22 protein-coding genes and 1 tRNA gene are annotated in these 20,422 nt (G+C 39.3%); 16 read left to right on the plus strand and 7 right to left on the minus strand.

All coding sequences use genetic code 11. From position 1 onward, the window contains the following. Position 1: 1 nt before the first annotated feature. Positions 2-75: transfer RNA gene (locus tag HMPREF2876_RS00750), tRNA-Asn, on the plus strand. Positions 76-689: 614 nt separating this feature from the next. Here the strand turns inward: HMPREF2876_RS00750 and HMPREF2876_RS00755 are convergent. Beyond that, the gene (locus HMPREF2876_RS00755) at positions 690-2,039 is read right to left on the minus strand and encodes an aspartate kinase (RefSeq protein WP_070583940.1); all 1,350 of its coding nucleotides are present in this window, start codon (positions 2,037-2,039) and stop codon (positions 690-692) included. Positions 2,040-2,206: 167 nt separating this feature from the next. Here HMPREF2876_RS00755 and HMPREF2876_RS00760 point away from each other — a divergent pair, with 167 nt between their 5' ends. The 14 genes from HMPREF2876_RS00760 (at position 2,207) to HMPREF2876_RS00825 (ending at position 13,673) form a co-directional block, all read left to right on the plus strand. Beyond that, on the plus strand, positions 2,207-2,998 hold the full coding sequence (locus HMPREF2876_RS00760) for an enoyl-CoA hydratase (RefSeq protein WP_070241532.1): 792 nt from the start codon (positions 2,207-2,209) through the stop codon (positions 2,996-2,998). A gap of 92 nt (positions 2,999-3,090) precedes the next feature. Beyond that, a complete protein-coding gene (locus tag HMPREF2876_RS00765) occupies positions 3,091-3,525 on the plus strand; it encodes a fatty acid biosynthesis transcriptional regulator FabT (RefSeq protein WP_022527109.1) in 435 nt (144 codons plus the stop codon). Beyond that, a complete protein-coding gene (locus HMPREF2876_RS00770; RefSeq protein WP_024052196.1) occupies positions 3,525-4,499 on the plus strand; it encodes a beta-ketoacyl-ACP synthase III in 975 nt (324 codons plus the stop codon). Before HMPREF2876_RS00765 ends, HMPREF2876_RS00770 begins: the two co-directional genes overlap by 1 nt. A gap of 53 nt (positions 4,500-4,552) precedes the next feature. Next, complete coding sequence (locus HMPREF2876_RS00775; RefSeq protein ID WP_003026017.1) at positions 4,553-4,777, plus strand: acyl carrier protein; 225 nt, start codon at positions 4,553-4,555, stop codon at positions 4,775-4,777. 263 nt (positions 4,778-5,040) lie between these two features. Next, positions 5,041-6,015 carry an enoyl-[acyl-carrier-protein] reductase FabK gene (gene fabK, locus HMPREF2876_RS00780; protein ID WP_024052195.1) on the plus strand — a complete coding sequence of 325 codons (975 nt, stop codon included), beginning with the start codon at positions 5,041-5,043 and terminating at the stop codon, positions 6,013-6,015. Continuing rightward, positions 6,008-6,934 (plus strand): ACP S-malonyltransferase, encoded by a 927-nt coding sequence (fabD, locus tag HMPREF2876_RS00785; protein ID WP_070583943.1) that lies wholly within the window; start codon positions 6,008-6,010, stop codon positions 6,932-6,934. Before fabK ends, fabD begins: the two co-directional genes overlap by 8 nt. Before the next feature lie 2 nt (positions 6,935-6,936). Further along, positions 6,937-7,671: a 3-oxoacyl-[acyl-carrier-protein] reductase gene (fabG, locus tag HMPREF2876_RS00790; RefSeq protein ID WP_024052193.1), complete on the plus strand. Its 735-nt coding sequence runs from the start codon at positions 6,937-6,939 to the stop codon at positions 7,669-7,671. Between the two features lie 62 nt (positions 7,672-7,733). Then, positions 7,734-8,966, plus strand: a complete 1,233-nt coding sequence (fabF, locus tag HMPREF2876_RS00795) for a beta-ketoacyl-ACP synthase II (RefSeq protein WP_070583945.1) — start codon at positions 7,734-7,736, stop codon at positions 8,964-8,966. Then, positions 8,967-9,446, plus strand: coding sequence for an acetyl-CoA carboxylase biotin carboxyl carrier protein (gene accB, locus HMPREF2876_RS00800; protein ID WP_024052191.1), 480 nt, complete (start codon positions 8,967-8,969; stop codon positions 9,444-9,446). Then, positions 9,443-9,865 carry a 3-hydroxyacyl-ACP dehydratase FabZ gene (gene fabZ, locus HMPREF2876_RS00805; protein WP_070241535.1) on the plus strand — a complete coding sequence of 141 codons (423 nt, stop codon included), beginning with the start codon at positions 9,443-9,445 and terminating at the stop codon, positions 9,863-9,865. The genes accB and fabZ overlap by 4 nt, the downstream gene beginning before the upstream one ends. Before the next feature lie 17 nt (positions 9,866-9,882). Next, the gene (locus HMPREF2876_RS00810; RefSeq protein ID WP_024052189.1) at positions 9,883-11,250 is read left to right on the plus strand and encodes an acetyl-CoA carboxylase biotin carboxylase subunit; all 1,368 of its coding nucleotides are present in this window, start codon (positions 9,883-9,885) and stop codon (positions 11,248-11,250) included. 20 nt (positions 11,251-11,270) lie between these two features. After that, positions 11,271-12,134: an acetyl-CoA carboxylase, carboxyltransferase subunit beta gene (gene accD / locus HMPREF2876_RS00815; protein WP_024052188.1), complete on the plus strand. Its 864-nt coding sequence runs from the start codon at positions 11,271-11,273 to the stop codon at positions 12,132-12,134. Continuing rightward, positions 12,131-12,901, plus strand: coding sequence for an acetyl-CoA carboxylase carboxyl transferase subunit alpha (locus HMPREF2876_RS00820; RefSeq protein ID WP_024052187.1), 771 nt, complete (start codon positions 12,131-12,133; stop codon positions 12,899-12,901). Before accD ends, HMPREF2876_RS00820 begins: the two co-directional genes overlap by 4 nt. A gap of 112 nt (positions 12,902-13,013) precedes the next feature. Continuing rightward, the gene (locus HMPREF2876_RS00825) at positions 13,014-13,673 is read left to right on the plus strand and encodes a VTT domain-containing protein (RefSeq protein WP_024052186.1); all 660 of its coding nucleotides are present in this window, start codon (positions 13,014-13,016) and stop codon (positions 13,671-13,673) included. A gap of 40 nt (positions 13,674-13,713) precedes the next feature. Here HMPREF2876_RS00825 and serS read toward each other — a convergent pair whose 3' ends face one another. The 6 genes from serS to HMPREF2876_RS00855 all read right to left on the minus strand — a co-directional run bounded on the left by serS (position 13,714) and on the right by HMPREF2876_RS00855 (position 19,693). Beyond that, a complete protein-coding gene (gene serS / locus HMPREF2876_RS00830; RefSeq protein WP_024052185.1) occupies positions 13,714-14,991 on the minus strand; it encodes a serine--tRNA ligase in 1,278 nt (425 codons plus the stop codon). Positions 14,992-15,204: 213 nt separating this feature from the next. Beyond that, entirely contained in the window at positions 15,205-15,576 is a 372-nt protein-coding gene (locus tag HMPREF2876_RS00835) for a DUF956 family protein (RefSeq protein WP_003025992.1), read from the minus strand. Between the two features lie 86 nt (positions 15,577-15,662). Further along, complete coding sequence (locus HMPREF2876_RS00840) at positions 15,663-16,574, minus strand: PTS system mannose/fructose/sorbose family transporter subunit IID (RefSeq protein WP_024052184.1); 912 nt, start codon at positions 16,572-16,574, stop codon at positions 15,663-15,665. A gap of 19 nt (positions 16,575-16,593) precedes the next feature. Next, complete coding sequence (locus HMPREF2876_RS00845) at positions 16,594-17,397, minus strand: PTS mannose/fructose/sorbose transporter subunit IIC (RefSeq protein WP_024052183.1); 804 nt, start codon at positions 17,395-17,397, stop codon at positions 16,594-16,596. A 17-nt stretch (positions 17,398-17,414) separates the two neighbouring features. Then, positions 17,415-18,404, minus strand: a complete 990-nt coding sequence (locus HMPREF2876_RS00850) for a PTS sugar transporter subunit IIB (protein WP_024052182.1) — start codon at positions 18,402-18,404, stop codon at positions 17,415-17,417. Between the two features lie 476 nt (positions 18,405-18,880). Continuing rightward, complete coding sequence (locus HMPREF2876_RS00855; protein ID WP_003025986.1) at positions 18,881-19,693, minus strand: Cof-type HAD-IIB family hydrolase; 813 nt, start codon at positions 19,691-19,693, stop codon at positions 18,881-18,883. A gap of 106 nt (positions 19,694-19,799) precedes the next feature. Between HMPREF2876_RS00855 and HMPREF2876_RS00860 the strand changes: the two genes are divergently transcribed. Continuing rightward, on the plus strand, positions 19,800-20,399 hold the full coding sequence (locus tag HMPREF2876_RS00860; protein WP_024052181.1) for a DUF1361 domain-containing protein: 600 nt from the start codon (positions 19,800-19,802) through the stop codon (positions 20,397-20,399). The last annotated feature ends 23 nt before the right edge of the window (positions 20,400-20,422 follow it).

The raw sequence follows: 20,422 nt of genomic DNA on the forward strand, positions 1-20,422 counted from the left end.
ATCCGGCATAGCTCAGTTGGTAGTAGCGCATGACTGTTAATCATGATGTCGTAGGTTCGAGTCCTACTGCCGGAGTTGATACATGATTAGAAACCTTGATATAATCGGGTTTCTTTTTTGCTATTTTTAAAATAGAATGCAGAATCTCGGGTTAAAATTATTATTTATAACACTAATTCAGGCTCTTGGTTGATGAAAAGCAGAGGACGAAGTTCATTCTCTTTTTTTATGTTCAAAACAATGAGAATGTATTTTTTTAAAATTTTCATTTTTAGAGAATGAGTTACACTGTTTCATTTATCGAGAGGATTGTATTATCTCAATCAAATTAAGATTGTTTGGTTTTTAGACTGCTCATGGATGATTATATTTTGTAATAGATTTCCAGGTGAGATGCCTGACGAGTTCACCTATAAATAATACACTCTGGGGAGATTACGCATAGCAATCAATCAAAATTTGAAAATTTTTAGTTCGTACTCCTACCTACGCTATGCTGTTGCTTTTATCATCAGCTACTACATCAAGATTTTGGGGTTAATATAATGCAAGTGGCTGAGCAAAAACCCAATTCATGGTCAAAGTGTAATAATCGCTTATAGCGAAAAAAGCTTAAAATCAAGTTAATTAAAAGGTTGATTTTAAGCTTTTTGACTATTTTTATGAATTTTTACCTAGACTCTCAATTTTTATTCAAAAAAAGCTTTGTACAGTGCTTTTATAGCTTCTTTTTCTTGTTTGGAATTGATAACAATCATGATAGAAACTTCACTAGATCCTTGGGAAATCATTTGGATATTAATGTGATTATCTGACAGTGCTTTAGTTGCGGTAGCAGTCAAACCGATGTGACTTTTCATTTTTTCACCGACAATCATAATGATTGAGAGATCATGTTCGATTTCTGCGTGGTCAACTTCTAATTTTTGTCTTAATTGACGAAGAATTTCTTCCTCTTTAATGGGGGTTAACTCACGATCCCGAAGAATAATAGATAAGTCATCGATACCGGTAGGCATGTGCTCCCAGCGGATATTTAGATCTTCCAATATTTGCAGAACTTTTCTACCAAAACCGATTTCACGGTTCATGAGGTATTTAGACATGTTAATACTGGTGAAATGGGCATCCGCAGCAATACCTACTACAGTGAAGTCCCTGTTGCTGTGCTTTAAAACAATTTTTGTACCAGGATGAGTAGGGTTATTTGTATTTTTAATAACGAGTGGAATTTTCCCACGGTAAGCTGGAATGAGTGCTTCGTCATGTAATACAGTAAAACCTGCATAAGCTAATTCGCGCATTTCGCGATAAGTTAATTCTGGAATGGAGTGTGGCATGTGGATAATGCCAGGGTGTGCTGCAAAAATACCATCAACATCTGTAAAATTTTCATAAAGATCAGCTTTTACACCGGCAGCAATAATGGAGCCAGTAATATCAGACCCACCACGTGAAAAGGTGCAAATCTGGTCATCTTTTGTTACTCCAAAGAACCCTGGTATAATCAATACTTCGTCAGCTTCATTTAATTCTTCGATTTTATCATAACTGGAAGGGAGAAGTCGAGCATTTCCTGGTTCGCTGGATACAATGAGTCCTGCTTCTCTAGGGTGAACATAACGAGCATCTACGCCATTTTGTCTAAAATAAGCCGCAATGAGTTTCGCATTGTTATTTTCACCTGCAGCAAGAAAAGTATCGTACAAGAACTTATTATTTTCGATAGGAAGGCTTGCGAGCTTTTGGAAACTTTTTGAAATTCTCTCTAGAATATTTGGTTTGAGTTGCAGTTCTAACGCCATATCTCGATAACGCTGAATAATCCATTGTTGGTGCTTTGTTACGTCATTACCAGCAACATAGTCTCTATAATATTTAATGAGGGCATCTGTTACCTTTGTATCCTGAGTGCATCGCTTCCCAGGCGCAGAGACAATCACGAATCGACGTTCAGGATCAGCTTTTATAATCTGTAATACTTTTTCTAATTGACCAGCAGAGGCAAGTGAACTTCCTCCAAATTTAACAACTTTCATAAATTCTCCTATAGGCTGATTGTTTAAATTATAGCAAAATTCTGAAATCTTTTCAAATTTACTTGTGCTTACTTGCTAAAGCAAATATTTTATGTTAGAATGTAACCATATTATTTGATATTCAAATAATTTAATTGACAAAGAAAATAATTGTCGGAGGCGATTAAATGCAATTTGAAAATATTTTATATAACGTTAATGACGGTGTTGCAACATTGACTTTGAATCGCCCAGAGGTTTCCAATGGGTTTAATGTTCCCATGTGTGAAGAAATTTTAAGAGCGATAAAAATGGCTTCTGAAGATGAAGAAATCCAAATTTTGTTCATCAATGCAAATGGGAAAGTATTTTCTGTTGGCGGTGATTTGGCAGAAATGCAACGAGCGGTGGAGGCAGATGATATTCAGTCTTTGGTCAAAATTGCTGAATTAGTCAATGAAATTTCTTACTCAATGAAACAACTATCTAAGCCGGTCATTATGAGTGTAGATGGACCAGTTGCTGGTGCGGCAGCTAACATGGTGGTAGCTGCAGATTTCTGTATTGCAACGGAGCGTTCTCGTTTTATTCAAGCTTTTGTGGGGGTAGGTCTTGCTCCTGATGCGGGTGGTCTATATTTACTTGCTAGAGCGATTGGTGTGACGAGAGCAACTCAATTAGCAATGACAGGTGAACCGTTAAACGCAGAAAAAGCTTTAAATTATGGTCTTTTGTATAAAGTTTGTGAAGTTGAAAAGTTAGAAACTACAACGAATCAAGTGATTAAGAAGTTGAAACGTCATTCACTTAATTCTTATCGTGCTATTAAAGAATTGGTATGGAAGAGTTTGTTTACTGGTTGGGATGAGTATGCAAAACTCGAACTACAGTTGCAAAAGACATTGGCTTTCACAGAAGATTTCAAAGAAGGGGTGCGAGCTTATGCTGAGAAGCGTCGACCAAAATTTTCTGGGAAGTAAAAAAGTAGTTGCAATTTAATTTGATATTTGATATACTTTTCTAGTCAAATGTTTTGATGGTGAAAGTTTTTTTGTTAGAGGAGGATAGATTTTTGGATTACCAATTGGTCAATGATTATTTAACATCTATTTTCAATAATGTATTGGTTATTGAAGAATCTAGTTTGAGAGGCAGTCGCTTCAAAGATATCTCTATCAAAGAAATGCACACGATTGATGTTGTTGGGAAAAATCCCAATGCGACTCCTAGTAGCGTAGCAAAGGAATTGATGGTGACATTAGGTACCGTAACAACTAGTTTAAATAACCTTGAAAGAAAAGGCTATATTGAACGGACACGTTCAGAAGTTGATCGTCGTGTCGTTCATCTGAATTTGACAAAAAATGGTCGCCTGATTTATCGCTTGCACAGAAGATTTCACAAGAGAATGGTTGAAAGAATCATTGAAGGAATGGATGCTGAAGAGATGAAGGTCATGGGAAAAGGTCTGACTAATCTGTATCATTTTTTAGAGGATTTGAAATAATGAACTATGCTAAAATTAGTCAAGTTGCTCATTATGCTCCAAGTCAGGTAGTTACAAATGATGATTTGGCAAAAATAATGGATACGAGCGATGAATGGATTTCAAGTCGAACAGGAATAGAGCGTCGTCATTTATCACAAATAGAATCAACGAGTGTTTTGGCTACCAAGGTGGCAGAACAATTGTTGAAAAAGGCGAATATCCATGCAGATGAGCTAGACTTTATCATTGTGGCAACTATTACCCCAGACTCTATGATGCCTTCAACGGCTGCACGAGTTCAGGCGAATATTGGTGCAAATCATGCTTTTGCCTTTGATTTAACAGCGGCTTGTAGTGGATTTATCTTTGCTTTATCAACAGCTGAAAAGTTGATTTCTTCAGGTCGTTACCAGAAGGGTTTTGTTATAGGAAGTGAAACCTTATCAAAAGTCCTTGACTGGTCTGATCGTTCAACTGCGGTTCTTTTCGGTGATGGTGCTGGTGGTGTTTTGCTAGAGAGCTCAGAGCAGCAGCATTTTTTAGCTGAAAGTCAATATACAGACGGTTCGCGTGGGGAAAGCTTGACTTGTGGTAAGTTTGGTTTATCTTCACCTTATTCTGAAAAGGAAGAAGCGGCACCATATTTGACGATGGATGGTCGTAAAATTTTTGATTTTGCTATTCGAGATGTGGCAAAATCTATAAAAAATACAATTGAATCCAGTGATATTCAAGTAGAGGATATTGACTATTTATTATTACATCAAGCCAATATTCGTATTTTAGATAAAATGGCGAAAAAGATTGGTGTAGCAAGGGAAAAACTTCCTGAAAATATGATGGAATATGGGAATACGAGTGCAGCGAGCATTCCAATTCTTTTATCTGAGTGTGTTGAAAAAGGACTCATTCACCTTGATGGCAGTCAAACAGTTTTGTTGTCAGGATTCGGTGGAGGTTTGACATGGGGCACACTTATTGTTACAATTTAGTTATTATGTGGTAAACACATGAATATAAATATTTATTTTTAAAGGAGTCTATCATGGCAGTATTTGAAAAAGTACAAGAAATTATTGTGGAAGAACTTGGTAAAGAACCTTCAGAAGTTACTCTTGAGTCAACTTTTGATGATCTTGACGCAGATTCATTGGATTTGTTCCAAGTTATCTCAGAAATTGAAGATGCATTCGATATTCAAATCGAAACCGAAGAAGGATTGAACACAGTTGGTGACTTAGTTGCCTACGTTGAAGAAAAAACAAAATAAAAAGATGAAACGGGGCTGAGATAAGATTCTCGCCCTCTTTTGAAAAAGGTATTGAGGTAGGCAGTAAAGTTGACTGTATAACCGATTTTCTTTTGAGAAAAGAGCAAGAGACAGTTGATTTTGCTGGGGTGGAACAATAAAATCTATGGTTGGATGGCATGTTTCACTCCCTCTTGTTTAGGTAATAGTTTGATTTTCAAAGTATACAAGTGCTTGAACTGAAAGGATTGAGCCATTACTTAAGCAATATAAAGGAAGGTATTATGCAAACACGTGTTACAGAATTGTTAAATATTAAATATCCTATTTTCCAGGGTGGGATGGCCTGGGTTGCTGATGGTGACTTGGCTGGTGCAGTTTCTAAAGCGGGAGGTCTTGGCATTATCGGTGGTGGTAATGCACCAAAAGAAGTTGTCAAAGCTAATATTGATAAAATTAAGTCATTGACAGACAAACCTTTTGGCGTGAATATCATGCTGTTGTCACCGTTTGTGGAAGATATTGTTGACTTAGTGATTGAAGAAGGTGTCAAGGTTGTGACAACTGGTGCAGGAAATCCAAGTAAATATATGACTCGTTTCCACGACGCAGGTATTACAGTCATTCCAGTAGTTCCAAGTGTAGCATTGGCTAAGCGAATGGAAAAAATTGGTGCAGATGCAGTCATTGCTGAAGGAATGGAAGCAGGTGGGCATATTGGAAAATTAACCACCATGACTTTGGTTCGTCAGGTAGTTGAAGCAGTTGATATTCCTGTAATTGCAGCAGGAGGGATTGCCGATGGTCGCGGTGCAGCTGCAGGCTTTATGCTTGGTTCAGAGGCTGTTCAAGTGGGAACACGTTTCGTCGTTGCAAAAGAGTCAAATGCGCACCAAAATTATAAAAATATGATTTTGAAAGCTCGGGATATTGATACAACTATTTCTGCTCAACATTTTGGTCATGCAGTACGAGCTTTGAAAAATAAACTAACTAGAGAATTTGATCAAGCAGAAAAGGATGCTTTTAAGCAAGAAAATCCTGATTTAACTGTTTTTGAGAATTTAGGAGCTGGCGCTCTTGCAAATGCAGTTGTTCGCGGTGATGTTGAACATGGTTCTGTCATGTCAGGACAAATTGCGGGGCTTGTCAGCAAAGAAGAAACAGTTGAAGAAATTTTAAAAGATATTTACTACGGTGCAGCAGAGGTAATCCAAAAAGAAGCTAGCCGTTGGGCAGGAGTAACTAGAAATGACTAAAACAGCCTTTCTATTTGCAGGTCAGGGTGCTCAGTATCTGGGAATGGCTCGTGACCTTTACGATCAGTTTGATGTAGTGAGGGCAACCTATGATGAAGCAAGTCAAGTATTGGGCTATGATCTACGATATCTGATAGATAATGAGGAAGAAAAGCTCAACCAGACACGCCATACTCAGCCAGCAATTTTAACCACTTCGGTTTCTATTTACCGATTATTGCAAGAAAAAGGAATGCAAGCTGATATGGTAGCAGGCCTTTCTCTTGGGGAATACTCTGCCATGGTAGCAGCAGGTGCTTTGGATTTTAAAACAGCGGTTGCTTTGGTTGCGAAACGTGGTGCTTTTATGGAAGAAGCAGCTCCTGCTGGCTCTGGTAAAATGGTTGCTGTACTAAACGCAGATGTGGCAACTATTGAAGCAGCTTGTCAAGCAGCTTGTCAGCTGGGAATTGTATCACCAGCAAATTACAATACGCCTAGTCAGATTGTTATTGGTGGTGAAGTTGAAGCAGTTGACAAAGCAGTAGAATTGTTAAAAGAAGCTGGTGTTAAGCGTCTCATCCCTTTGAATGTCTCTGGTCCATTTCATACAGCTTTGCTAAAACCTGCAAGTGATAAATTGTCAAAAGTTTTAGCAACAGTCGAATTTACTGATTTTAAACTCCCTTTGGTAGGAAATACAGAAGCAGCTGTCATGGAAAAAGAACGGATAAAAGAGCTATTAACTCGTCAGGTAATGGAACCGGTTCGTTTTTATGATAGTATCGCAACAATGAAAAAATCAGGTGTAACTGATTTTATTGAAATTGGTCCAGGTAAGGTTCTGTCTGGTTTTATTAAAAAAAATGATAAATCAGCAAAGGTTGCTCACGTTGAAGATGTTAGAAGTTTATCTACTCTTCTAGAAAATAAGGAATAGGTATGGAACTGAAAGGTAAAAATATTTTTATAACTGGTTCAACACGTGGAATTGGTTTTGCAATGGCACATAAGTTTGCGAGTCTAGGTGCCAACATTGTTTTAAACGGTCGCCGTGAGATTGATGAGGTACTCGTCTCTGAATTTTCAGATTATGGGGCACAAGTGATTCCGATTTCTGGTGATGTGTCAGATAGCACGGATGCCAAGCGGATGGTAGAAGAGGCTATCGAAAAACTTGGAAGCGTGGATATTCTGGTCAATAATGCAGGGATTACAAAAGATAAACTCATGCTAAAACTGACAGAGGAAGATTTTGAACAGGTCTTGAAAGTGAATCTTGTTGGTGCTTTTAATATGACTCAAGCGGTTTTGAAGCCAATGTCGAAAGCTCGTCAAGGTGCTGTTATCAATGTATCAAGTGTGGTTGGTTTGATTGGTAATGTCGGTCAAGCAAATTATGCAGCTTCTAAGGCTGGACTGATTGGATTTACTAAGTCTGTAGCGCGTGAAGTAGCAGCCCGCAATGTACGAGTGAATGCTATTGCGCCAGGTATGATTGAGTCAGATATGACTGATGTTTTGTCTGATAAAGTGAAAGAAGCTACGTTAGCACAAATTCCAATGAAACGTTTTGGAAATACCAGCGAAGTGGCAGAAGTGGCAGCCTTTCTAGCTCGTCAAGAGTATTTAACTGGGCAAGTCATTGCCATTGATGGCGGGTTAACCATGAGGTAGAAGATGACTAAAACGTACGAGTTTTAAGCATGTGATATATTTTCTTAATAAAGGAGTTTGAAATGAAACTAAATCGAGTTGTTGTAACAGGATATGGAGTAACTTCACCTATTGGAAACACACCCGAAGAGTTTTGGGATAGTCTAAAAGAAGGGAAGATTGGTATTGGTCCAATTACGAATTTTGATCCTAGTGTGATTGGTGTACATAATGCAGCAGAAATTAAAGATTTCCCGCTAGAAAAACATTTTGTTAAAAAAGACAAAAATCGTATGGATATGTATTCTATTTATGCCATTCATGCAGCTTTAGAAGCGTTAGAAAATGCTCATCTAGATGCCGAGACAGTTGACCATGATCGGTTTGGTGTCATTGTATCTAGTGGGATTGGTGGCTTAAAAGAATTGCAAGATCAAATTATCCGAATGCATGAAAGAGGAGCCAATCGTATCCAACCGCTCTTCATTCCTAAAGCACTTTCAAATATGGGAGCCGGAAATATCGCTATTCGTGTGGGAGCTAATGGGGTATGTAAATCTATTACAACTGCTTGTGCGTCTTCTAATGATGCTATTGGAGAAGCATTCCGTGAAATCAAATTTGGTTTTCAAGATGTTGTTTTAGCAGGTGGTTCTGAATGCTCTATCAACGAAATTGGCATCGGAGGTTTTGCAGCTCTTACAGCTCTTTCTACAAATGAAGATCCAAAACGTTCGTCTATTCCATTTGATAAAGATCGGAATGGATTTGTAATGGGAGAAGGGGCAGGTGTTTTGGTAATTGAAAGTCTAGAACATGCTGAAAAACGTGGGGCAACGATTTTAGCAGAAATTGTGGGGTATGGAAATACTTGTGACGCTTATCACATGACAACACCATCACCAGCTGGTACAGGGGCTGCTAAAGCTATAAAACTAGCCATTGAAGAAGCAGGATTACAACCTTCAGATATTGCCTATGTGAATGCTCATGGAACTTCTACACAAGCCAATGAAAAAGGTGAAAGTCAAGCGATTGTTAATGTTCTTGGGAAAGAAGTACCGGTTTCTTCTACGAAATCTTTCACAGGTCACCTTCTTGGTGCAGCTGGTGCAGTAGAAGCTATTGCAACGATTGAGGCAATGCGTCATAACTTTGTACCGATGACTGCAGGAACGCAAGAACTTTCAGATGATATCGAGGCGAATGTCATCTATGGTCAAGGGCAAGAACATGATATTCCATATGCGATTTCAAATACCTTTGGCTTTGGTGGGCGCAATGCTGTACTTGCATTCAAGCGCTGGGAGGCTTAAATGAATATCAATGAAATCAAAGATTTGATGGCTCAATTTGACCAATCAAGTCTGCGTGAATTTTCTTATAAAAATCAAAGTGATGAATTAACCTTCAGTAAAAATGAAAGAACAGTTGAATCAATTGCTCCTTCTGCAGAGGATTCAATAGTGAACACCAATCTTGTTTCACAAGTCGAAGTTACCCAGCCAACTGTTCCTCCAATTGTGGAGGAAACGGTTAGTCCAGAAGTGCTAACAGCTGAAGGCGATGTAGTAGAAAGTCCATTGGTTGGAGTTGCTTATCTTGCTTCAGGTCCTGATAAACCTTCTTTTGTTTCCGTTGGCGACCAAGTGAAGAAAGGGCAAACCTTGATGATTATTGAGGCCATGAAAGTGATGAATGAAGTTCCGTCACCTAAGGACGGTATTGTGACGGAAATCCTTGTCCAAAATGAAGAAATGGTCGAATTTGGGAAAGGTTTGGTGCGGATTAAATGATTGATATCAATGCGATAAAAGAAGCTCTTCCACATCGTTACCCTATGCTGTTGGTTGATCGTGTGTTGGAAGTGAAAGAAGATGAGATTGTAGCACTTAAAAATGTTACAATCAATGAGCCTTTTTTCAACGGACATTTCCCTGAATATCCTGTCATGCCGGGAGTTCTCATTATGGAGGCTTTGGCTCAAACAGCCGGTGTTTTGGAATTATCCAAAGAAGAAAATAAAGGGAAATTGGTCTTTTATGCTGGAATGGACAAGGTGAAATTTAAAAAACAAGTTGTTCCTGGTGATCAGCTCATCATGACAGCGAAGTTTGTGAAGCGTCGTGGCACCATTGCGGTTGTGGAAGCGAAAGCAGAAGTTGATAGGAAGTTGGCAGCGAGTGGTACTTTGACTTTTGCCCTCGGACAGTAAGAAAAGGAGATTTCACCATGTTTCGTAAGATTTTAATTGCCAACCGTGGGGAAATTGCGGTCAGAATTATTCGTGCAGCTAGAGAGTTAGGGATTGCGACAGTAGCAGTCTATTCTACTGCTGACAAAGAAGCTCTCCATACTTTACTGGCGGATGAAGCGGTTTGTATAGGTCCGGCAAAGTCGACAGAATCCTACCTCAATATGAATGCAGTATTGTCAGCAGCTGTTTTAACAGGCTCTGAAGCAATTCATCCGGGTTTTGGCTTTTTGAGTGAAAATTCTAAGTTTGCGACCATGTGCGAGGAAGTTGGCATTAAATTTATTGGTCCTTCGGGAGCGGTAATGGATTTAATGGGTGATAAAATCAATGCGCGTGCTCAGATGATTAAGGCTAATGTGCCTGTAATTCCAGGTTCTAGCGGCGAAGTTCATACTTCAGACGAAGCACTTGCGGTTGCAGAAAAAATCGGTTATCCAGTCATGCTGAAAGCTTCTGCTGGCGGTGGTGGCAAAGGCATTCGGAAAGTCGAAAAGGTGGAAGATTTAGTGGCCGCCTTTGAATCGGCTTCCAGAGAAGCCAAAGCGGCTTTCGGAAATGGCGCCATGTATATGGAGCGGGTTATTTATCCGGCTCGGCATATTGAAGTCCAAATTTTGGCTGACCAACATGGTCATGTTGTCCACTTAGGCGAGCGCGATTGTTCACTTCAAAGAAATAATCAAAAAGTGCTGGAAGAAAGTCCGTCGGTTGCGATTGGCAAAACGCTTCGTCAGAAGATTGGGGAAGCAGCTGTTCGAGCTGCAAAATCTGTCGGATATGAAAACGCTGGAACGATTGAATTCTTATTTGACGAAGACAAAAGAGAATTTTATTTCATGGAAATGAATACACGTGTCCAAGTGGAGCATCCGATAACGGAATTTGTAACGGGAGTGGATATTGTCAAGGAGCAAATAAAAATTGCTGCGGGGCAAGAGCTGCCTTTTAACCAAGAAGATATTCATATAACAGGTCACGCGATTGAATGCCGAATCAATGCAGAAAATCCTGCATTTAACTTTGCACCAAGTCCGGGAAAGATTTCCAATCTCTATCTACCTAGTGGGGGAGTGGGGTTGCGTGTGGATTCTGCAGTTTATCCTGGCTACACGATTCCGCCGTATTATGACAGCATGATTGCCAAGATTATTGTTCATGGTGAAAATCGTTTTGATGCACTTATGAAAATGCAGCGTGCGCTCTATGAATTAGAAATCGACGGCGTTGTGACAAATAGCGGTTTTCAGTTAGATTTGATTTCAGACCCACATGTCATTGCTGGCGATTATGATACAGCTTTTCTTATGGAGAAATTTTTACCAGCTTATCAAAAGAAAAAGTAGAGGAGTAAAGGATATAAGTCATGGCTTTGTTTTCCAAAAAGGATAAGTATATTCGGATCAATCCAAACCGTTCCAGTCGTGAGAAACCTCAAGTGAAACCAGAGTTTCCGGATGAACTGTTTTCAAAGTGTCCAGGATGTAAGCATATCATTTACCAAAAAGATTTGGGAAGTGAACGGATTTGCCCGCAATGTGGCTATACGTTTCGTATTTCAGCTTTTGAACGCCTCAATTTAACGGTAGATGCCAATAGTTTTGAGGAATTATTTACAGGAATTGAAACATCAGATCCCTTGAAGTTTCCTAAATATCGTGAAAAATTAAGGACTGTCCGTGAAAAAACAGGTTTGGATGAAGCGGTATTGACAGGAATTGCGACAATCGGTGGTCAAAAAACTGCACTGGGGATCATGGATTCCAACTTTATCATGGCTTCTATGGGAACAGTCGTTGGAGAAAAAATTACTCGTCTTTTTGAATATGCTACAGAACATCAGTTGCCAGTCACTTTGTTTACAGCTTCTGGTGGCGCTCGCATGCAAGAAGGCATTATGAGTTTGATGCAAATGGCTAAAGTATCCGCAGCAGTGAAACGCCATTCTAATGCTGGTTTGTTTTATTTGACGATCTTAACAGACCCGACCACGGGTGGGGTGACGGCTTCTTTTGCCATGGAAGGAGACATCATTCTGGCTGAGACACAAGCGCTTGTTGGCTTTGCAGGTCGCCGAGTAATTGAAACAACCGTTCGTGAAAAATTGCCAGATGACTTCCAAAAGGCAGAATTTTTGTTTGAACATGGTTTTGTTGATGCTATTGTCAAACGTTTGGAATTGCGCTCCACCATTGCAATGCTCTTGGCTTTCCATGGAGGTGAACAATGACAAAGATTACCCGAATTATTAAAGAAGCACGAGATCAGGCACGATTGACAGCTTTGGATTTTGCACAAGGAATTTGCGAGAATTTTATTGAATTACATGGCGATCGTTCTTTTCAAGATGACGGAGCGGTTATAGGTGGAATCGGAACTTTAGATGGTCAGCCCATCACCGTTGTTGGGATTCAAAAAGGGCGCAATCTACAGGATAATTTGCAACGGAATTTTGGACAACCTCATCCAGAAGGTTATCGAAAGGCACTTCGCTTGATGAAGCAGGCAGAGAAATTTGGTCGTCCTGTCGTTACGTTTATCAATACAGCCGGTGCTTATCCGGGAGTTGGGGCTGAAGAGCGCGGTCAAGGAGAAGCTATTGCGCGTAATTTGCTCGAGATGAGCGATTTAAAGATGCCGATTATCGCTATTATTATCGGTGAAGGCGGATCTGGAGGAGCACTAGCTTTAGCTGTTGCAGACAAGGTCTGGATGCTAGAAAATTCAATTTACGCGGTGCTTAGTCCCGAAGGTTTTGCTTCTATCTTGTGGAAAGACGGCAGTCGTGCTATGGAAGCTGCAGAACTCATGAAAATCACTTCTCATGAGCTTCTTGATATGGGAGTAGTGGACAAGGTGATTCCAGAAGCAGGGCTTAGCAATCAGGATTTATTGTATGCTGTGAAACAAGAAATAGTCGCTGAATTAGCAAATTTGTCTCAACTACCACTTGAACAACTTTTAGAAGCACGTTACCAACGATTTCGAAAATACTAATAAAAATCAGAAGTGGATTGGCTTGTACCGTTTACTTCTGTTTTTTTATTTTTAAAATACGCTTTTCTATAATATTTTCTGCTATAATAGAGAATGGACAAAAGGAGAAGAGATGTTTATTATTGATTTTATCTTGCATATTGACGCACACATTTATAAGATTGCTCATGCTGTAGGTGGCTGGACGTATTTGATTTTGTTTCTGGTGATTGTTATTGAGACAGCTGCGGTAGTATTTCCATTCTTGCCGGGAGACAGCTTACTTTTTGCTGCAGGCGCTCTATCAGCTAATCCAGCAATGAATTTTAATGTTCTACTTTTTATGCTTCTATTTTTTGTGGGAGCTTTTGTTGGCGATACCTGTAATTTCTTCATTGGCAGAACCTTGGGTTATCGTTTTGTACATTATAAATTTTTCAGTAAATTGATAAAAGAAGAAAATATCAAAGAAGCAGAAGTGTATTTTGGAAAACATGGATCTACTTCCATTATTTTAGGACGTTATATTCCTATTATTCGCACCTTTGTGCCTTTTGTAGCAGGTATTAGCCAATTCCCTGTTCAGTCTTTTCTGAAACGAGCTTTTATTGCTGCTTTGTCTTGGTCTTTGATTGCGACAGGGGCAGGCTATCTTTTTGGGAATATTCCCTTTGTGAAAATTCATTTTTCAGCGATTATTTTGGGAATTGTCATTGTCACCTTACTCCCAACTGTGATAAGTGTGGTTCGAAGTGCAATGATTAAAAAGCGAAACAATCAAATGAAGAGATAAGAAAACTCTGAGATGATTTGAAAATCTCAGAGTTTTTATGTTATTTTGGAGCAATCACTTTCACACCGCCCATGTATGGACGAAGTACTTCTGGAATAGTGACGGAGCCGTCTTCATTTTGATAATTTTCAAGAATAGCTGCAACGGTACGACCAACTGCAAGACCAGATCCATTCAAAGTATGTAGGAGTTTGACCTTGCCGTCTGCTTCGTCACGGTAACGGATTTGAGCGCGACGAGCTTGGAAATCTTCGGTATTGGAACAGCTAGAAATTTCACGATAGGTGTTTTGAGCTGGAATCCAGACTTCCAAGTCGTAGGTCTTCGCCGCAGAGAAGCCCATATCCCCTGTAGAAAGTGCAACGACACGGTAAGGAAGATTCAATTTTTGCAGGATATTTTCAGCATTAGCGGTCATTTTTTCTAATTCTTCATAAGAATGTTCTGGTTTGGCAAATTTGACCATTTCTACTTTGTGGAATTGATGTAAACGAATTAAACCACGGGTGTCACGACCGGCAGAACCAGCTTCAGAACGGAAAGACGGACTCATGGCTGTGAAGTAGATTGGCAAGTCTTTCCCGTCTAAAATTTCCCCTCGGTAGTAATTTGTCAAAGGAACTTCAGCAGTTGGAATGAGAACATAATTAGTGTCGCTCACTTCAAAAGTATCTTCTTTGAATTTTGGATATTGACCAGTACCAAACATAGAATCGTGATTAACCATGTAAGGAGGAATGACTTCTGTGTAGCCCTCTCTTTGATGCTCGTCTAACATGAAATTATAAATAGCGCGTTCTAGACGAGCTCCTAATCCTTTGTAAAAGAGGAAGCGAGCGCCGGTTACTTTTGCCCCGCGTTCCCAGTCGAGAATATCAAGATTTTCACCAAGATCCCAGTGAGCTTTTACATCAAAGTCAAACACACGTGGCGTCCCCCAACGGCGAACTTCTACATTATCGTCTTCGTCAGCACCTACCGGCACACTATCGTGAGGAATATTTGGCAAAGTCGTTGTAAACTCGGTTAATATAGCGTCAATTTCTGCTAACTCTGCGTCTAATGATTTAATTTCAGCAGATAATTTTTGCATGGCAGCAATTTTATCATCAGCATTGTCTTTATTACGTTTCGCTTGGGCAATTTCTGCTGAAACCGTGTTACGCTCTGCTTTTAAATTTTCAACCTTGACCAAGAGTTCACGGCGTTTGCTATCAAACTCTTTCATTTTATCAAGTGTTGCAGCGTCAACGCCACGAGTAGCTAGTTTTTTTGCGATGATATCAAAATCTGTGCGAATGCGTTTAATATCTAACATCAGAACCTCCTTAAATAAAAATGCACCTATGGAAAGTGTTGGAGTGGCAGAGCCACGGTTCCATCCAACTTCACATAAGTGCACTTGATTGTTTATGAAATTAGTATCACGGTAGAATTTCAAGCTAGCTCCCTATCTGCTCACAGCTGCCGCAGACTTTCTGAAAGAGATACTAGATTTACTTATCCGTTTCCTATAATTATACAAGAATTCTTATTTTTTTGCAAATAGATTTTTAAAAAATTGACCAATTGTTTGAATCAGTGTCGGTAGTTTAACGACTTTTTCATTACCGATATGATTTCGAGCGTGTTTCAAAATAGTTCCAGCATCTTTTGAAGCGAAAAGGAATTTTCCTTTATTGGTAAAGACTTCAAAATGACGACTAATTCGTTTGCCAGACACATTGGCACCGATTTGATGGATAGTATCCCAAGGGATTTGAATATAGTCTTCGACATTGGCATCTGCATAAAATTCGAGCGCTTTATCTCCAACTAAGAATTTACCAACTTTCCCTCCAATTCCCAGATAAGAAGTTCCTGTTGTTTGAAAATCAATTTTTGTATTTTGTGACTGTGCCATGTTCAATCCTCATTTATCTATTATCCTCCCTATTATAGCACATTTATTGTCAATAAAAAAGAAGGCCGAAACCTTCTTTTTGTTATTTACATGATTCCGAAGAAGCGTGCCACAATACCAACGATGAAGAGACCGATGATAATTGTGATTGGAGAAACTTTCTTCTTAAGCAACCACATGCAGAGTAATGTAAGAAGAAGTCCCATCAGACCAGGAATCAATGCATCCAGTTGTCCTTGGAGTGTTTGTGCTTGCATTTTATCAAGTCCAAGACCACTATTTACTTGACCAAGAATATCGTGCAATTGTTGACCTGTTACGTTTTCCTTAGGAAATTCAATGTACGCACCTTTAGACAAAGTTTTAGAAGGGAGTGAAACTGTAAATGCAATGTTTACCCAACGTTCAACAAGAACGGCGATGATGAACATACCGAGGATTGAAGCTCCTTTGGTGATGTCTTGAAGAATACCACCTGACATGTCTTTTGTAATTTCAGAACCAGCTTTGTAGCCAAGTTCTTGAGTGTACCACAAGAAGGCCATACGGATAAGATTCCAAAGTACGAAGAAGAGGATTGGCCCCATCACGTTACCTGCCATAGCAAGTGAGGCACCAAGAGCACCGAGGATAGGACGAACGGTAAACCAGAAGACTGGGTCACCGATACCAGCAAGAGGTCCCATCATACCGATTTTAACCCCTTGGATAGCAGTGTTGTCAATTTCAGCACCGTTAGCCTTTTCTTCTTCAAGGGCAAGTGTCACACCAATGATAGGAGCAGCTACGTATGGGTGAGTATTAAAGAATTCCAAGTGACGTTCAAGAGCCGCAGCACGGTCTTCTTTAGAAGTGTAAAGTTTTTTGATAGCTGGGATAAGTGCGTACGCCCAACCTAAGTTTTGCATCCGTTCATAGTTCCAAGAACCTTGCAAGAAAGTTGAACGCCACCAAACTTTTTGACGATCTGATTTTGATAATTGAATTTTTTCTGTCATGGTATTAGTAGCTCCTTTCTTAGTAGTCTTCTAAAATATCACCAATTGGGTCATTTGATGTAGCAGAACCGCCGCCACCATTTCCGCCTTTTTTAGAAAGGTTGATGTAAATCAAGGCAATTGCGACACCAATAGTACCCATAGCAATAAGAGTAAGGTTTGATAAAGCTGCAAGTGCAAAACCGATAGCAAAGAATGGCCATACTTCGCGAGTTGCCATCATGTTGATAACCATCGCGTAACCAACGGCAACGACCATACCACCACCGACAGCCATACCACCTGACAACCAAGTAGGCATAGTATTCAAGACACCTTGAACAACTGATGTTGGAACTGCAAGAAGAAGAGCAGCAGGAATAGCAATACGAAGACCTTGAAGAAGAAGTGCAACTAAGTGAGTACGTTCTACAGCACCGATGTTACCTTCTTTAGCAGCAGCATCAGCACCGTGAACAAGACCTACTGAAATTGTACGAACAATCATTGTAAGGAAGAGACCTGCAACTGCAAGAGGGATAGCAGTTGTATAAGCGAAACTGATACCTTTATCAGTGAAGTCGCCACCTTGTACCATGATGATTGCAGATGCTACAGAAGCAAGTGCGGCATCAGGAGCAACGGCAGCACCAATGTTTGCCCAACCAAGAGCAATCATTTGAAGTGTACCACCAAGGATGACACCTGCTTCCAAGTGTCCTGTTACAAGACCAATCAAGGTACAAGCAACAAGTGGTTGGTGGAATTGAAATTGGTCCAAGATTCCTTCGAGTCCAGCAAGAAAGGCAACGAAGACCACTAAAATCATAGAAATAATTGACATATTCTAAATCCTTTCCATTATTGAACGTTGGCTTTTTTAATTAAGTCAAACAAATCTTTTTTGGAGTCATTTGGCACTTTACGTACGTCAAATTCCACTCCGAGGTCACGCAATTTTTCAAAGGTTGCAACATCGTCTTTGTCCATTGACAAAACGTTATTGACCATTGTTTTACCAGTTGAGTGAGCCATTGAGCCAACATTGAGTGTTTTGATATTGACACCACCTTCAACAGCACGAAGTGCATCTTGAGGAGTTTCAAAAAGAATCAGTGCATGTGTGTTACCAAAACGGGGGTCTTTTGCTACCGCAATCAATTTGTCAATTGGGACAACATTTGCTTTGACATTACCAGGAGCAGCTTGTTTGATTAACTCTTTACGAAGTTTATCAGCTGATACGGAGTCAGAAGCAACAATGATACGGTCTGCTTTAGAATCTGGTGTCCAAGCAGTTGCAACTTGACCGTGAAGAAGACGTGTATCGATACGAGCAAGATTGATTTTCAACTTGCCATCGCCGATAACGGTTCCTTCTGGAATAGCAGCTTGAGCAGTTGGTGCAGCCGGTGCACTTGCTACCTCAGCTACAGGATTTAGTTCTTCAGGAAGAGCTTTCACTCCGTCCTTGGCTTCTTTGATGATGTTTGCGGCAACAGCGTCAACGCCAGCATTGGCATCCATCATTCGTTCTGTATAAGCTTGAATCAACATTGGCAGATTCAAACCTGTAATGATCGCGAACTTACGGTCAGGATTTTCACCCATTACACGGCTAGCTTGGTTAAATGGAGAACCACTCCACAGGTCAGCCAAAACTAGAACTTCATCATTCGCGTCAAAAGCAGCCACAGCGTCATTGAACTTAGCATACAAATCATCAGGACCTTCATTTGGCATAAAAGTTACAACTTGAACTTTTTCTTGCTCACCAAAAATCATAGAACCTGATTGATGAATACCAGCAGCAAATTCACCATGGCTTGCAATAATGATTCCGATACTCATTATTGTCTTTCCTCCTTATAAAATGTTTGACTTAAGTTTAAGAAAAATTTAAGACTACTTAATTATAAAACGTTTTCATGAAAAATGCAATAGTTTGAGCTAAAAAATCAAAATCTTTCATATTTTTGACAGATTGTAAACGGACAAAAATAGCAATTTAAACAATATATTAACTTTGAAAAGCGATTGGAAAAATAATGAAAGTTTTGAAAAAAATAATTCTATCTACATGAATTATTGAAGAAGAAAGAGGAGAATCAATAAAAAATCTAGAAACATTTTAAATTTAAAAAACAAAATTTATAATATTTAATTTATGGCATAAATAAACTGATAGAAAATAATTGAAAATCAACAGCTGATGAGACCGCCCCATGATTGCTAGTGCACAATCAGTTGCAGAAAAATGAAATCTGGGAAGATTACGTGTAAATATTAAAGAGTCGGGCAGAAAACCTGTCCAACTCTAAGTCTCATTATAAAAATAGTTTCAATAATTGATGAGCGACTCCGTCTTGGTCATTGGTCAGCGGAAGTTGCTCATCTGCGTAAGGAAGAAGTGTTTGGCTAGCGTTTTTCATGGCATAGCCAGTACCTGCAAAAGCTAACATCTCTGTATCATTGTGTTCGTCACCAAAAGCAATCAAATCTTTTCGCTCTACGTTCAGAACCTCTAATAAATATTTCAAAGCAAAAGCTTTGTTGACGCCTTTTGGAGTGCATTCAAGGATATTGAGCGGACCGCCCCAAGTGTTGATAGATAATTGTTGTTGATAAAATTGATTCAACTCATCCGCCAAAGCATATTTATCATTGGCATGCGTTTGCAAAAGGATACAGTTGGGATTTTTGGTAACCAATTCTGGATTAAATTGATTTTCAGGTTGAAAAGATTCTACACCAAATAATTTCGGGTCGGCAATCGTTTCATTGGGAGCTGTGATATAAAATTTCTTTCGATATTCTCCAGCAATGAAGTCTGCTTCAATTTCTTCCTTCCTTTTGACAATGTCTAATAGATATTCCTTATCTAAAGTGATACATCTTTCCTGTTGCCATTTTTTCTCAGGGATATGGGTCAAAGAGCCATTAAAGTTGATCATTGGAGTGTGTAGCTCCAATTCTTTATAAAATTCCCGTGCCATTCGATAAGGGCGTCCAGTTGTGATGACAACATGATGTCCTTTTTTAGAAATTTTTTTAATTGTTTCTTTTGTAAATTCAGATAGTTTGCTGTCAGAATTGAGCAAGGTTCCGTCTAAATCTACTGCAATTACTTTTTTTGTCATAGTCTACTCTTTCATTTGTGCTGTTTTCTATTATAGCAGATTTTAAGATGAAAGTGCAGAATTTGTGATATAATGTTTTCTTATATAATGAAGGAGGAAATCGAGTATGCGTAAAACAATTATCATTCATATTTTCTTTGCGATTATTTCTGCCATCGTTTATGCCGAAGGAATTTTGACAAAAGGTCCAGATTTGATTTGGAATATGTTTCTAGCTTTGGTTGCCTATGATGCGGCTTTTATAGCCATTCAATTTAAGAAAAAATGGTTTTTCTTACCTGTAGCAATTCTTTGGCTGATGTTTTATCCCAATACGTTCTATATGATTACAGACTTGGTACACATGCACTGGGTGAGTGATACCTTGTGGAATCGAGAAAGTCTGCATCTTTTTATGGCCTTTGTTCCAAGTATTTTCTTCGGGGTTCTATGCGGAATAGAGAGCTGGAATTTGATTTCGGGCTATTTGAAGCTCAAATGGTGTCTGGAATATTTGGCTATTGGAGCTGTCTCATTTTTATCGAGTCTCGCGATTTACATTGGTCGCTATGATCGGCTCAATTCTTGGGATCTAGTCAGTCATCCTACATTAGTCTTTGAGCGATTGACAGCTGCTTTGCAAAGGGAGCGCCTGCTATTCATTTTAGGGTTTACCTTTATTCAAATCATGTCCTTGGTCTTTTTGAGTAAAAATCAGTCTAAATAAATATTTTCTGTATAAAACATTGA

It is taken from the genome of Streptococcus sp. HMSC073A12, from assembly GCF_001812815.1.
GTDB lineage: Bacteria > Bacillota > Bacilli > Lactobacillales > Streptococcaceae > Streptococcus > Streptococcus vaginalis.

What these genes read in the sequence shown, in the direction of transcription:
- fabF (WP_070583945.1), top strand. Translation starts at nt 7,734, where the DNA reads ATGAAACTAAATCGAGTTGTTGTAACAGGATATGGAGTAACTTCACCT.
- HMPREF2876_RS00755 (WP_070583940.1), bottom strand. Translation starts at nt 2,039, where the DNA reads ATGAAAGTTGTTAAATTTGGAGGAAGTTCACTTGCCTCTGCTGGTCAA.
- fabD (WP_070583943.1), top strand. Translation starts at nt 6,008, where the DNA reads ATGACTAAAACAGCCTTTCTATTTGCAGGTCAGGGTGCTCAGTATCTG.
- HMPREF2876_RS00855 (WP_003025986.1), bottom strand. Translation starts at nt 19,693, where the DNA reads ATGACAAAAAAAGTAATTGCAGTAGATTTAGACGGAACCTTGCTCAAT.
- fabG (WP_024052193.1), top strand. Translation starts at nt 6,937, where the DNA reads ATGGAACTGAAAGGTAAAAATATTTTTATAACTGGTTCAACACGTGGA.
- HMPREF2876_RS00835 (WP_003025992.1), bottom strand. Translation starts at nt 15,576, where the DNA reads ATGGCACAGTCACAAAATACAAAAATTGATTTTCAAACAACAGGAACT.
- HMPREF2876_RS00775 (WP_003026017.1), top strand. Translation starts at nt 4,553, where the DNA reads ATGGCAGTATTTGAAAAAGTACAAGAAATTATTGTGGAAGAACTTGGT.
- fabK (WP_024052195.1), top strand. Translation starts at nt 5,041, where the DNA reads ATGCAAACACGTGTTACAGAATTGTTAAATATTAAATATCCTATTTTC.
- HMPREF2876_RS00770 (WP_024052196.1), top strand. Translation starts at nt 3,525, where the DNA reads ATGAACTATGCTAAAATTAGTCAAGTTGCTCATTATGCTCCAAGTCAG.
- HMPREF2876_RS00860 (WP_024052181.1), top strand. Translation starts at nt 19,800, where the DNA reads ATGCGTAAAACAATTATCATTCATATTTTCTTTGCGATTATTTCTGCC.
- HMPREF2876_RS00825 (WP_024052186.1), top strand. Translation starts at nt 13,014, where the DNA reads ATGTTTATTATTGATTTTATCTTGCATATTGACGCACACATTTATAAG.
- HMPREF2876_RS00840 (WP_024052184.1), bottom strand. Translation starts at nt 16,574, where the DNA reads ATGACAGAAAAAATTCAATTATCAAAATCAGATCGTCAAAAAGTTTGG.
- HMPREF2876_RS00845 (WP_024052183.1), bottom strand. Translation starts at nt 17,397, where the DNA reads ATGTCAATTATTTCTATGATTTTAGTGGTCTTCGTTGCCTTTCTTGCT.
- accD (WP_024052188.1), top strand. Translation starts at nt 11,271, where the DNA reads ATGGCTTTGTTTTCCAAAAAGGATAAGTATATTCGGATCAATCCAAAC.
- fabZ (WP_070241535.1), top strand. Translation starts at nt 9,443, where the DNA reads ATGATTGATATCAATGCGATAAAAGAAGCTCTTCCACATCGTTACCCT.
- HMPREF2876_RS00760 (WP_070241532.1), top strand. Translation starts at nt 2,207, where the DNA reads ATGCAATTTGAAAATATTTTATATAACGTTAATGACGGTGTTGCAACA.
- HMPREF2876_RS00820 (WP_024052187.1), top strand. Translation starts at nt 12,131, where the DNA reads ATGACAAAGATTACCCGAATTATTAAAGAAGCACGAGATCAGGCACGA.
- serS (WP_024052185.1), bottom strand. Translation starts at nt 14,991, where the DNA reads ATGTTAGATATTAAACGCATTCGCACAGATTTTGATATCATCGCAAAA.
- HMPREF2876_RS00810 (WP_024052189.1), top strand. Translation starts at nt 9,883, where the DNA reads ATGTTTCGTAAGATTTTAATTGCCAACCGTGGGGAAATTGCGGTCAGA.
- accB (WP_024052191.1), top strand. Translation starts at nt 8,967, where the DNA reads ATGAATATCAATGAAATCAAAGATTTGATGGCTCAATTTGACCAATCA.
- HMPREF2876_RS00850 (WP_024052182.1), bottom strand. Translation starts at nt 18,404, where the DNA reads ATGAGTATCGGAATCATTATTGCAAGCCATGGTGAATTTGCTGCTGGT.